This is a genomic window from Pseudomonas anuradhapurensis (genome assembly GCF_014269225.2).
GTDB lineage: Bacteria > Pseudomonadota > Gammaproteobacteria > Pseudomonadales > Pseudomonadaceae > Aquipseudomonas > Aquipseudomonas anuradhapurensis.
Map to the genome: position 1 here is coordinate 1,226,541 of NZ_CP077097.1, position 11,546 is coordinate 1,238,086.

The 11,546-nt window shown below is 65.9% G+C and carries 11 protein-coding genes; 9 read left to right on the forward strand and 2 right to left on the reverse strand.

Going from position 1 to position 11,546, the window contains the following annotated elements:
- The first annotated feature begins 143 nt into the window (after positions 1-143).
- The 7 genes from ppc (at position 144) to HU763_RS05690 (ending at position 7,339) form a co-directional block, all read left to right on the forward strand.
- Positions 144-2,771, forward strand: coding sequence for a phosphoenolpyruvate carboxylase (gene ppc / locus HU763_RS05660; RefSeq protein ID WP_186687188.1), 2,628 nt, complete (start codon positions 144-146; stop codon positions 2,769-2,771).
- Positions 2,772-3,028: 257 nt separating this feature from the next.
- Positions 3,029-3,679 (forward strand): adenylate kinase, encoded by a 651-nt coding sequence (adk, locus tag HU763_RS05665; protein ID WP_170028579.1) that lies wholly within the window; start codon positions 3,029-3,031, stop codon positions 3,677-3,679.
- Positions 3,680-3,822: 143 nt separating this feature from the next.
- Positions 3,823-4,497, forward strand: coding sequence for a tRNA (adenosine(37)-N6)-threonylcarbamoyltransferase complex dimerization subunit type 1 TsaB (tsaB, locus tag HU763_RS05670; protein WP_186687186.1), 675 nt, complete (start codon positions 3,823-3,825; stop codon positions 4,495-4,497).
- Between the two features lie 130 nt (positions 4,498-4,627).
- Complete coding sequence (locus HU763_RS05675; protein ID WP_170028583.1) at positions 4,628-4,918, forward strand: hypothetical protein; 291 nt, start codon at positions 4,628-4,630, stop codon at positions 4,916-4,918.
- 3 nt (positions 4,919-4,921) lie between these two features.
- Complete coding sequence (locus HU763_RS05680) at positions 4,922-5,791, forward strand: DUF72 domain-containing protein (RefSeq protein WP_186687183.1); 870 nt, start codon at positions 4,922-4,924, stop codon at positions 5,789-5,791.
- Between the two features lie 28 nt (positions 5,792-5,819).
- Positions 5,820-6,650, forward strand: coding sequence for an isocitrate lyase/PEP mutase family protein (locus HU763_RS05685; protein ID WP_186687181.1), 831 nt, complete (start codon positions 5,820-5,822; stop codon positions 6,648-6,650).
- Positions 6,650-7,339: an extensin-like domain-containing protein gene (locus HU763_RS05690; RefSeq protein ID WP_170028589.1), complete on the forward strand. Its 690-nt coding sequence runs from the start codon at positions 6,650-6,652 to the stop codon at positions 7,337-7,339. The genes HU763_RS05685 and HU763_RS05690 overlap by 1 nt, the downstream gene beginning before the upstream one ends.
- 10 nt (positions 7,340-7,349) lie before the next feature.
- Here HU763_RS05690 and HU763_RS05695 read toward each other — a convergent pair whose 3' ends face one another.
- On the reverse strand, positions 7,350-7,970 hold the full coding sequence (locus tag HU763_RS05695; RefSeq protein WP_170028591.1) for an energy transducer TonB: 621 nt from the start codon (positions 7,968-7,970) through the stop codon (positions 7,350-7,352).
- A gap of 103 nt (positions 7,971-8,073) precedes the next feature.
- On the opposite strand from HU763_RS05695, the gene HU763_RS05700 reads away from it, so the two are divergent.
- A complete protein-coding gene (locus tag HU763_RS05700; protein WP_186687476.1) occupies positions 8,074-8,850 on the forward strand; it encodes a class I SAM-dependent methyltransferase in 777 nt (258 codons plus the stop codon).
- Positions 8,851-8,989: 139 nt separating this feature from the next.
- Here HU763_RS05700 and HU763_RS05705 read toward each other — a convergent pair whose 3' ends face one another.
- Positions 8,990-9,631 (reverse strand): TetR/AcrR family transcriptional regulator, encoded by a 642-nt coding sequence (locus HU763_RS05705; RefSeq protein ID WP_170028593.1) that lies wholly within the window; start codon positions 9,629-9,631, stop codon positions 8,990-8,992.
- A gap of 169 nt (positions 9,632-9,800) precedes the next feature.
- Between HU763_RS05705 and HU763_RS05710 the strand changes: the two genes are divergently transcribed.
- Positions 9,801-11,531, forward strand: coding sequence for a ShlB/FhaC/HecB family hemolysin secretion/activation protein (locus tag HU763_RS05710; RefSeq protein WP_186687178.1), 1,731 nt, complete (start codon positions 9,801-9,803; stop codon positions 11,529-11,531).
- Positions 11,532-11,546: the final 15 nt, after the last annotated feature.

The window sequence follows — 11,546 nt, forward strand, 5'->3', positions numbered from 1 at the left end:
TCTGTTTACGCCTGCTGGTGTGCATGGCATGGGAGTGCTGTGCTTTCACTTTAGTTTGCTTTGCCCGACCACGGCTTGCCATTGCCGCCCGGCTGTGGGCACTCTTCGGCAGAGGTGCCCACAGCTGCGGCGGAGAAAGGCCAATGACCGATATCGATGTGCGTTTGCGAGAAGATGTCCATGTGCTGGGTGAGCTGCTTGGCGAAACCATTCGCCAGCAGCATGGCGAGGCGTTCCTGCAGAAGATCGAGGACATCCGCCACAGTGCCAAGGCCGACCGCCGCGGCGCTGCCGAACAACTGAGTTCGACCCTGGCCGACCTGGCCGAAGAAGACCTGTTGCCGGTGGCCAGGGCCTTCAACCAGTTTCTCAACCTGGCCAACATGGCCGAGCAGTACCAGCTGATCCGCCGCCGTGATGCCGATCAACCCGAGCCGTTCGAAGCCCGGGTGCTGCCGGAGTTGCTGGCGCGCCTGAAACAGGCGGGCCACAGTGACGATGCCCTGGCCCGGCAGTTGGCCAAGCTTGATATCCAGCTGGTGCTCACCGCGCACCCCACCGAAGTGGCGCGCCGCACCCTGATCCAGAAGTACGACGCCATTGCCGGCCAATTGGCCGCCCAGGACCACCGCGACCTGACCGCAGGCGAACGCCAGCAGGTGCGCGAGCGCCTGCGTCGGCTGATCGCCGAAGCCTGGCACACCGAGGAAATCCGCCGCACCCGGCCGACACCGGTGGACGAGGCCAAGTGGGGCTTCGCGGTGATCGAGCATTCACTCTGGCACGCCATCCCCAGCCACCTGCGCAAGGTCGACAAGGCCCTGCTGGAGGCCACCGGCCTGCGCCTGCCGCTGGAAGCCGCGCCGATCCGCTTCGCCTCGTGGATGGGCGGCGACCGCGATGGCAACCCCAACGTGACCGCAGCGGTCACCCGCGAGGTGCTGTTGCTGGCGCGCTGGATGGCTGCCGACCTGTTCCTGCGCGACATCGATGCACTGGCCTCGGAGTTGTCCATGCAGCAGGCCAATGCGGCGCTGCGCGAGCGGGTCGGCGACAGCGCCGAACCCTACCGGGCCGTGCTCAAGCAACTGCGCGAGCGCCTGCGGGCAACCCGGGCCTGGGCGCATGCGGCATTGGCCGGCAGCCAGCCGGCCGGTGCCGACGTGCTGGTGGACAACCGCGAGCTGATCGCACCGCTGGAGCTGTGCTACCAGTCCCTGCACGAATGCGGCATGGGCGTGATTGCCGAAGGCCCGCTGCTCGACTGCCTGCGCCGCGCGGTTACCTTCGGCCTGTTCCTCGGCCGCCTGGACGTGCGCCAAGACGCCGCCCGCCACCGTGATGCGCTGAGCGAAATTACCGACTACCTGGGTCTGGGCCGTTATGCCGACTGGGATGAAGAGCAGCGTATCGCCTTCCTCCAGGCTGAGCTGAACAACCGCCGGCCCCTGTTGCCCACGCACTTCCGGCCACAGGCGGATACTGCCGAGGTGTTGGCCACCTGCCGGGAAATCGCCGCCGCGCCAGCGGCCTCGCTGGGCTCTTACGTCATCTCGATGGCCGGTGCCGTCTCGGATGTGCTGGCGGTGCAACTGCTGCTCAAGGAAGCCGGGCTGACCCGGCCCATGCGCGTGGTGCCGTTGTTCGAGACCTTGGCTGACCTCGACAACGCCGGCCCGGTGATGCAGCGCCTGCTTGGCCTGCCGGGCTATCGCGCCGGGTTGCGCGGGCCCCAGGAAGTGATGATCGGCTATTCCGACTCGGCCAAGGACGCCGGTACCACCGCCGCGGCCTGGGCGCAGTACCGGGCCCAGGAAGAGCTGGTGCGCATCTGTACCGAGCACCAGGTCGAGCTGTTGCTGTTCCATGGCCGCGGCGGCACGGTTGGCCGCGGCGGTGGCCCGGCTCATGCGGCCATCCTGTCGCAGCCGCCGGGGTCGGTGGCGGGGCGTTTCCGCACCACCGAGCAGGGCGAGATGATCCGCTTCAAGTTCGGTTTGCCGGGCATCGCCGAGCAGAACCTCAACCTGTACCTGGCCGCCGTGCTCGAAGCCACCTTGTTGCCACCACCGCCGCCGCAGCCGGCCTGGCGCGAGGTGATGGACCAGCTGGCCGCCGATGGCGTCAAGGCCTATCGCAGCGTGGTGCGTGACAACCCCGACTTCGTCGAATACTTCCGCCAGGCGACGCCAGAGCAGGAACTCGGGCGCCTGCCGCTGGGTAGCCGCCCGGCCAAGCGTCGTGCCGGTGGCATCGAAAGCCTGCGGGCGATCCCGTGGATCTTCGGCTGGACCCAGACCCGCCTGATGCTGCCGGCCTGGCTGGGCTGGGAAACCGCGCTGAGCAACGCCCTGGCCCGCGGGCAGGGCGAACTGCTGGCGCAGATGCGCGAGCAATGGCCGTTCTTCCGCACCCGCATCGACATGCTCGAGATGGTCTTGGCCAAGGCCGATGCGCAGATCGCCGAAGCCTACGACGAACGTCTAGTGCAACCGCACTTGCTGCCGCTGGGCGCGCACCTGCGCGACCTATTGTCGCAGTCGTGCCAGGTGGTGCTCGGCCTGACGGGGCAGCCGGTGCTACTGGCGCACAGCCCCGAGACGCTGGAATTCATCCGCCTGCGCAACACCTACCTGGACCCGCTGCACCGCCTGCAGGCCGAGTTGCTGGCCCGCTCGCGCAGCCGCGAAGCCGCTCTGGACAGCCCGTTGGAGCAGGCCTTGCTGGTCACGGTGGCGGGCATCGCGGCGGGCCTGCGCAATACCGGCTGAGGGCCGGCGCAAGGTATCCCGGGGGCATGCCAGGCATGCCATGCAGCTGCACGAGGAGGGCGGTTGCGCCGGGCGCAACCGCCAGCCAGGCAAGCCGTAGGTGGCGCATTCCTGCAACTTTGGGACGCTTGTCTGGCTGCCGGGCGCTGTGTATCTTGAGCAGCCTTCTGACCGATTTATGGTCATACCCGATTTTCCGGACTTGGCCCTGGTCGCCGAATCCATTGAATTTCATAAAAAAATTTGAGGAGCACGAGATGCGCGTAATTCTGCTGGGAGCTCCCGGGGCCGGTAAAGGTACTCAGGCAAAGTTCATCACCGAAAAGTTCGGTATCCCCCAGATTTCCACCGGTGACATGCTGCGTGCCGCCGTCAAGGCCGGTACCCCGCTGGGCCTGGAACTGAAGAAAGTCATGGATGCCGGTCAGCTGGTCTCCGACGAGTTGATCATCAGCCTGGTCAAGGAGCGCATCGCCCAGCCTGATTGCGCCAAGGGCTGCCTGTTCGACGGCTTCCCACGTACCATCCCGCAGGCCGAAGCCATGGTCGCTGCCGGTGTCGACATCGACGCCGTGGTCGAAATCGCCGTGGACGACGAGGAAATCGTCGGCCGCATGGCTGGCCGTCGCGTGCACCTGGCCTCGGGCCGCACCTACCACATCCAGTACAACCCGCCGAAGGTGGAAGGCAAGGACGACGAGACTGGCGAAGAGTTGATCCAGCGCGACGACGACAAGGAAGAAACCGTTCGCCATCGCCTGTCGGTCTACCACAGCCAGACCAAGCCGCTGGTGGACTTCTACCAGAAGCTGTCGGCTGCCAATGGCGGCAAGCCGAAGTACAGCCACATCGAAGGCGTCGGTTCGGTCGAAGCCATCACCGCCAAGGTCCTGGCAGCCCTGAGCTGATCAGCGCCTGACGCACCCGACCACGGCCCGCTTGCGGGCCGTGGTCGTTTTCGGCTGAGGCCGCACGGCGGCCCTTTAGGGACACGACGCCGCCACTGTTCTATACTGCCGCTCTTTTTTCTTCGCACCTGGATACCTGTTCGATGACCACCCTGCTGGCCCTGGATACCGCCACCGAAGCCTGTTCCGTCGCGCTGCTGCATGACGGCAAGGTAACCAGCCATTACGAGGTGATCCCGCGCATGCATGCGCAGAAGCTGCTGCCGATGATCAAGCAGTTGCTGGCTGACGCTGGCGTGGCCCTGAATGCGCTGGATGCCATCGCCTTTGGCCGCGGCCCGGGTGCGTTCACCGGTGTGCGTATTGCCATTGGCGTGGTCCAGGGCCTGGCCTTCGCCCTGCAGCGCCCGGTGTTGCCGGTATCCAACCTGGCCGCCCTGGCCCAGGGCGCCTTGCGTGAGCAAGGCGTGCAGCAGGTGGCTGCCGCCATCGATGCGCGCATGGACGAGGTGTACTGGGGGTGCTACCAGGCCACGGCGGGCGAAATGCGCCTGGTCGGCCACGAAGCGGTGTTGCCACCCGGACAGGTGGCGCTGCCGGCGGGCAGCACTGGCGAGTGGTTCGGTGCCGGTACCGGCTGGGGCTATGCCGAGCGCCTGGCAGTGCAAGTGGCGGCGAGCAATGCCGGTGCCTTGCCCAATGCCGTGGATATCCTCAGCCTGGCCAGCTTCGCCTGGGCGCGCGGGGAGGCGATCGCCGCCGACCAGGCGCAACCGGTGTACCTGCGCGACAACGTGGCGACGCCAAAAAAATTCTGAGTGCTGTTCGTCGGTTAGCGCCGACAGCCGAAAACCTTTTGCGCGATCTGTGGTCCAGTTATCACTCGAGCATTAGCGATGGATTCCTGATGCTGCTAAATTGCCATCATCGATCCTGAGTGCTGATGCCATGCGTATCGACGGTTTTACCCCGCAGTCCTACCCGCTCAAGCGCACGCCACGCAAGGCTGCAGTGCGTGACGAGGCCATCGAAGACGCCGAGCTGGTCGAGGAGGCAGAAGCCACCCCGCAGGACGCCACTGCACGCCGCCGTAGCGGTGGCCTGCCGGCCCGCCAGCAGGACATGATCTTCCCCCGTGCCCGCGACCGTCGCACCGCCACGGCGCTGGCCAGCTACCTGAGCACTGCCGGTTTTACCGACTGGGACATGGATGTACTGGGGCTGGACCTGTACATTTGAGGGATGACGCCATCCCCCCTGCCTTATTTTCTCGGTTGTCCGTCCTGGAGCGAAAACGCCTGGCGCGACTACCTGTACCCCGCCGACGCCAACAGCAATGAAATGCTTGGCTTCTACAGCCAGGTGTTCAACGCGGTCGAGGGCAATACCACGTTCTATGCACGCCCGGCCCCCGGCACCATCGCCCGCTGGGCGCAGGTCATGCCCGCACATTTTCGCTTCACCGCCAAGTTTCCCCGGGATATCAGCCACGCCAGCGACCTGCGTGAGCAACTTGAGCCTGCCTGCGACTTCACCCGCCTGATGGCCCCGTTGGGCCAGCGTGTATCGCCGTACTGGCTGCAGTTGCCAGCGCAGTTCGGCCCCGCACGGCTGGCTGAGCTTTGCCAGTTTCTCGATCAGGCTGGGGTGCCGGTGGCGGTGGAAGTGCGCAACCAGGCCTTCTTTGCCAAAGGTGAAGAAGAGCGGCTGCTCAACCGCCTGTTGCACGAGCGTGGCGTGGAGCGCATCTGCCTGGACCCGCGTGCGCTGTTCAGTTGCACCTCGCGCGACCCGGCAGTACTGCACGCGCAGGCGAAAAAGCCCAAGGTACCGCCACGCCCCGCAGCGTTCAGCCAGCACCCCCAGGTGCGCTTCATCGGCCATCCGCAGCTGGAGGCCAACGAGGCGTTTCTCACCCCCTGGGTGGCCAAGGTGGCCAGCTGGATCGAGGAGGGCCGCAGCCCCTACGTGTTCCTGCACACGTCGGACAACCGCCTGGCTGCTGCCCTGGCCCAGCATTTTCACCAGCGCCTGATGCGCCGCCTGCCAGGCCTTGCCGCGCTACCGGAATTGCCGCGTGCGCCCGAGGTCGAACAACTGGGGCTACTATGAGCACTCCCTGACTGCCGGAGGTTGAACCATGGATGTGCAAACCCTGCGAGCCGAAGCCTTCAAGGCTTTGCATGAGCGTGACAGCGCTTTCGTCATCCCCAACCCCTGGGATGCCGGCTCTGCCAAGCTGCTGGCCAGCCTGGGCTTCGAAGCGCTGGCGACCACCAGTGCCGGCCTGGCTTTCAGCCTGGGCCGACCCGACGCCGAAGGCGCCTTGAGCCTGGACGATACGCTCGGCAATGCCGGCGAAATCGTCGACGCTACGGCATTGCCAGTGGCGGCGGACCTGGAAAACGGCTTCGGCGACCTGCCGGAAGATTGCGCCCAGGCCATTCTGCGCGCTGCCGAAGTGGGCCTGGTGGGCGGCTCCATCGAAGATGCCAGTGGCCGTGGCGATGTGCCGATCTATGACCTCGGGTTGGCAGTAGAGCGTGTGCGCGCAGCCGTGCAAGCCGCGCGTAGCCTGCCGTTCCCGTTCACCCTGTGCGCCCGCGCCGAGAACCTGTTGCACGGCCGCCTGGACCTGGACGACACCATCCAGCGCCTGCAGGCCTATGCCGAAGCCGGCGCCGATGTGCTCTATGCGCCCGGGCTGCGCACTGTCGAGGAAATCCGTGCGGTGGTGCAAGCCGTTGCGCCACGGCCGGTGAACGTGCTGATGGGCATGCCAGGCGTGCCGCTGAGCGTCAACCAGCTGCAGGACCTGGGCGTGCGCCGTATCAGTGTCGGCTCGTCGCTGGCCCGCGCCGCGCTGGGGGCGTTCCACCGGGCCGCGCTAAAAATTCGCCAAGAGGGCACGTTCGCCTACGCTGAGCAGGCATTGCCGTTCGCCCAGCTCAACGAGCTGTTCCGCCGCTGATGCGGGCAGCGCTGGCGCTGCTGGTCGGCCTGCTGGCGCTGGTCGGGCTTGCCTGGCAGTTGGGCTGGCGGCTACCGTCGGTGTGGAACCCCTGGGCTCCGCTGGACGTGCGCCAGCCGCCCAACCTGCTGACCCCATACAAGCTGTCACGCCTGCGGGATGACCCGCTGCTGTGTCGCCAGGCGCTGGCAACCAGCCGCCTGCGCTACCGCGCGCAAGCCGACAGCCCACCGTCGGCCGACTGCCCGTTGCATAACGTATGGCGCATCGAAGGCGGCCAGGCGCGGCTCAGTAGCAGCTTCCTCGCCAGTTGCCCGCTGGCAGTGGCCTACGCGCTGTTCGAGCAGCACGGCTTGCAGCCGGTGGCGCAGCGGGTGTTGGGCCAGCCGGTAACGCAGGTCGATCACCTGGGCAGTTTCGCCTGCCGCAACCTGTACCATCGCAAGCAGGGCAGCCTGAGCCAGCACGCCACGGCCAACGCCCTGGATATCAGCGGTTTTCGCCTGCAGAACGGTCAGCGTATCGTGCTGGCGCGTGACTGGCAGGCGGGCGGGCGCAAGGCGGACTTCCTCCGCCAGCTACAGCAGGCGGCCTGCGACAGTTTCAGCACGGTATTGGGGCCAGACTACAACGCGGCGCATCGTGACCACTTTCACCTGGACATGGGGCGCTGGCAGGTGTGCCGTTAGCCTCGGGCGTTCAGGCGTGCACGCGCACGTTGTTCAGCACCACCGGGCGCGCCCAGTGCAGGTCGAACGCCAGGTCGGTCTGCTGCTTGGCCAGGGTGCTGTCGTCGAACGGTTCGGGCGCCGGGTCCAGCAGGTCGGTCTCGAATTCGGCGATGGGCAGGAACAACGGCCGCGGGGCAGGGCCCGGGCCTGGCTCGGCAAGCGGCTGGCCCTGGCTCATCACCACCGGGCGTAGCCAGCTGTTGCTGATATCCAGCTGACGCTGCTGCTCGATCAGTTCGACCGCGCTGAACGGCTCGGGGGCAGGCGGCAGCAGGTTGGCTTCGAGTTCGGCCTTGGGCAGGAACAACGGCTCGGGCGGTGCCACCACGGTGTCATGCACCGGGCAGGCCCGCTGGGCGTCGATCAGCGCCAGGGCGCGGGCGCCACCGATGGGTTCGCCGCTGTCCTGGTCGTAGCGGACGAACGACTGGCTGACGCTATCCGCTGGCTCTTCCTGCTGCTCGGCCATGGCCCGGGCAAAAAAATCCTGCCACAGGTGGCTGACGCCCCCGAGTGCCTGGGTATTGTGCTGACTGTAGTTGCCGACAGGCGACAGGTAGGTCAGGCCGATGGGAAGAGTATCTGTCATGGCAGTCGCGCGCGTTGTGCTCTGGCAGAATAGCGGAATATTGCCTGTATCGGCCGTGATGGCCGATACCTTAATGGCTGGGTTCAATTTTCAGGTGTGAATGATGGAAGAGCAGGGCACAGGTATCCGGGTCGAGGCACTGTCGGCGGAATTCAAGGCGCAAGCTGCGGCGTGGGCCGAACGCCTCGGCTTGCCGCTGCAGGACGAGGCCGCCGGGTTTGCCGTGCAGGTCGGCGTCGATGGCCTGCAGATCCAGCAGTTGGGCCCGCAGGCTCCGGGGCCGGTACGGGTGGACTTCGTCGAGGGCCAGGCTGCGCACCGGCGCCAGTTTGGCGGCGGCACCGGGCAGATGATCGCCAAGGCCGTGGGGGTTGCCCAAGGGGTACGACCGCAGGTGCTCGATGCCACGGCCGGCCTGGGCAAGGACGCCTTCGTGCTGGCCAGCCTGGGTTGTCAGATGACCCTGATCGAACGCCAGCCACTGATTGCCGCGCTGCTGGAGGACGGCCTGGCGCGGGCCCGGGCCGATGAAGAGGTGGCGCCGATCGTCGGCCGTATGCGCCTGCTGACCGGCAATGCCATCGAGCGCATGCGTGCCTGGGAAGGGGAGGCGCCGCAGGTGATCTACCTCGACCCGATGTTCCCGCACCGCGACAAGAGCGCCTTGGTGAAGAAAGAAATGCGCGTGTTCCGGCCATTGGTAGGCGACGACCTGGACGCCCCGGCCCTGCTCGAAGCGGCCCTGGCACTGGCCAGCCATCGGGTAGTGGTAAAGCGCCCGCGCAAGGCGCCGATCATCGACGGGCCGAAGCCGAGCCACAGCCTGGAGGGTAAGTCGAGCCGGTATGACATTTACCCGAAGAAGGCGCTGAAGGCCTGACCCCAAGGGCTGCAATACCCCTGTAGGAGCGGCCTTGCGTCGCGATGGGGCGCGCAGCGGCCCCCGGCCTACAGCTTCGCCACAAACACTGCCGGGGCTGCTTAGCAGCCCTTCGCGACCCAGGCCGCTCCGCTGGGTATCAGGGGCGAAACGCCCGCAAGAACACCCCGACCACTTCGCGCACATGGGCCTCGGCCTCGTCGCCCTCCAGCGGCCCCGCACAGCCCAGCAGCAAGCGATAGTCCGGCGCGCCCTTGACCAGGCAGAAGAAATGCTCCGCCGCGCGCCGCGGGTTGTCGACACGTAGCAGCCCGCGCTCATGCGCCCCGCGCAGCAGCGCTTCCATCCCGGCCAGTACGCGCTTGGGCCCGGCCTCATAGAAATACTCGCCGAAGCTGGGGTCCAGGCTGCCCTGGGCCATGATCAGGCGGCACAGCTTCACGGCTTCATCGCTGCTGACCAGCGCCTGGAAACCGCGGGCGATAGTCAACAACACCTCTTCCACCGCTGCCCCCTCGGGGTATTCGAACAGCAGGTCGGGCAGCTGCAACTGACAAGTGGCCATGACCGCCGAGCAGAACAGGGTCTGCTTGTCGGTGAAGTGGCTGTACACGGTGAGTTTTGAAACACCTGCCGCCGCAGCGACCGCATCCATGCTGGTGTTGGCATAACCAAGGCTGAGAAACAGCGCCTTGGCTGCCTCGAGAATCGCCTCGCGCTTGGCCAGGTCCTTGGGCCGGCCCGGGCCTATGGGTGCGTCGTGGGACATGGGAACCCGCATTTTTTCAAAAGGTTGCTCATCTTACCGGCTCGAACGGCTTGCGGCTGCAGGTAAAACCCTGGAACAGGAAAGTCATGCCATGCGTCGATGTCTGGTTGATATCAAATTAAAGGCCTAATAGCATCATCGGCCGTTTTTGCCCTACCGCTTTGCTTTCGAAGGATCGAACATGCTTTCCCCCTCCCTGAGCCCGCGTGCCGTTGGCCGGCTCGCATGCGCCCTGTTGGCCATTTTCGTGGGTACCGCCAGTGCAGCGCCGATGGGCACACCCGGCGACCAGGACCTGATTCGTGAGCGCCAGAACCGCCTGCTGGAAGAGCAGCAACGGCGTCTGGAACAGTTGAAGGAGCTGCCTGGCAAAGGCGCCGAAACGGCCGCGCCGGCCAAGCCCGTCGACAGCCGATGTTTTCCGATCAGCGATATCGTGCTGGACGGCGCCGATGCGCTGTCTTCCTCGGAGCGCGAGCGCCTGCTCAAACCCTATCTCGGCCAGTGCCTGGGTGTCGCGCAGCTGAACGCGCTGCTCAAGGACATCACCGACCTCTACATTGGCAAAGGCCTGGTCACCAGCCGCGCCTACCTGCCCCAGCAGGACCTGTCCAGCGGCCACCTGAGAGTCATCGTGGTGGAGGGGCGCCTGGAAGGCCTGAAACCGGCGCCAGGCAGCAAGCTGTCGGTGCGCGAACTGGGCATGAGCTTTCCTGGCCGGGTTGGCGACCTGCTGGACCTGCGCCAGATCGAGCAAATGGTCGATCAGCTCAACCGCCTGCCTTCCAATCAGGCGCAAATGGAGTTGACCCCGGGCAAAGCGGTGGGGGGCAGCGAGGTGGTCGTGCGCAATACCCCACAAAAGCCTTGGCGCGTGGGCCTGTCGCGCAGCAACGACGGCCAGCGCAGTACCGGTGAGCAGCAGTGGGGCAGCAGCCTGGAATGGGACAGCCCGTTGGGCCTGGCCGACCAGCTGATGCTGCGTGGCAGCCACGATGCCATCAGCGACCACCAGAAAACCTCGCACAGCGCCATGCTCTACTACAACCTGCCGTTCGGCTGGTGGAACCTCAGCTACAGCTATAGCCAGAGCGAGTACCGCTCGCTGGGCGAGGCTTCGGGGTTCAATTTCAAGCAGACCGGTGACAGCCAGAACCACCAGTTGCGCCTGGAACGGGTGATCCACCGCGATGCCCAAAGCAAGACCTCGCTCAACACCGGCCTGAGTTACCTGCGCACCAACAACTTCATCGAAGACAGCAAGCTGGACACCAGCAGCAACCGCCTGAGTGAAGCGCAATTTGGCATCAACCACGGGCGACGTCTCGGCAACGCCTTCGTCAACTTCGACCTGGGCATGCAGGACGGCATCGGCGCCCTCGATGCCCAGCGTGAAGACCAGCGCAGCAGTAGCGGCAAGCGCCAGCCCAACGCCCGCTACCGCAAGTACACCGCCACGGTCAGCTACCTGCAGCCGTTCACGCTATGGGGTGAGCAGCTGGTGTTCAGCAGCCTGGTCACCGGCCAACGCAGCGAAGACCTGCTGTTCAGCCCGCAACGCATGAGCCTGGGCAGCCAGTCGTCGATCCGTGGTTACAAGGACCAGAGCCTCAATGGCGACAGTGGCTACTACTGGCGCAACGATGTGCGCTGGAGCCGGCCGGTGGCCTGGGACTGGTTGCGGCCGGTGCTGACCGAGTATGGCCTGGGCCTGGCCTACGACGTCGGTGCCATTCGCCATGATCGCTACAACAGCGGGCAAAGCGGCCGGCTGTCCAGCGATGCAGTCGAGCTGTTCGCCCGCGGCAAGCACCTGTCCGCCAGCGTGACCTTCGCCCACTCGCTCGAGCGCCCCGCCGCCATCGAAGCGCGGGAAACGCCGGTCTACTTCCGCCTGGACTTCTTCCTTTAACACCGTTTTTCCCGA

What these genes read in the sequence shown, in the direction of transcription:
- ppc (WP_186687188.1), top strand. Translation starts at nt 144, where the DNA reads ATGACCGATATCGATGTGCGTTTGCGAGAAGATGTCCATGTGCTGGGT.
- adk (WP_170028579.1), top strand. Translation starts at nt 3,029, where the DNA reads ATGCGCGTAATTCTGCTGGGAGCTCCCGGGGCCGGTAAAGGTACTCAG.
- tsaB (WP_186687186.1), top strand. Translation starts at nt 3,823, where the DNA reads ATGACCACCCTGCTGGCCCTGGATACCGCCACCGAAGCCTGTTCCGTC.
- HU763_RS05675 (WP_170028583.1), top strand. Translation starts at nt 4,628, where the DNA reads ATGCGTATCGACGGTTTTACCCCGCAGTCCTACCCGCTCAAGCGCACG.
- HU763_RS05680 (WP_186687183.1), top strand. Translation starts at nt 4,922, where the DNA reads ATGACGCCATCCCCCCTGCCTTATTTTCTCGGTTGTCCGTCCTGGAGC.
- HU763_RS05685 (WP_186687181.1), top strand. Translation starts at nt 5,820, where the DNA reads ATGGATGTGCAAACCCTGCGAGCCGAAGCCTTCAAGGCTTTGCATGAG.
- HU763_RS05690 (WP_170028589.1), top strand. Translation starts at nt 6,650, where the DNA reads ATGCGGGCAGCGCTGGCGCTGCTGGTCGGCCTGCTGGCGCTGGTCGGG.
- HU763_RS05695 (WP_170028591.1), bottom strand. Translation starts at nt 7,970, where the DNA reads ATGACAGATACTCTTCCCATCGGCCTGACCTACCTGTCGCCTGTCGGC.
- HU763_RS05700 (WP_186687476.1), top strand. Translation starts at nt 8,074, where the DNA reads ATGGAAGAGCAGGGCACAGGTATCCGGGTCGAGGCACTGTCGGCGGAA.
- HU763_RS05705 (WP_170028593.1), bottom strand. Translation starts at nt 9,631, where the DNA reads ATGCGGGTTCCCATGTCCCACGACGCACCCATAGGCCCGGGCCGGCCC.
- HU763_RS05710 (WP_186687178.1), top strand. Translation starts at nt 9,801, where the DNA reads ATGCTTTCCCCCTCCCTGAGCCCGCGTGCCGTTGGCCGGCTCGCATGC.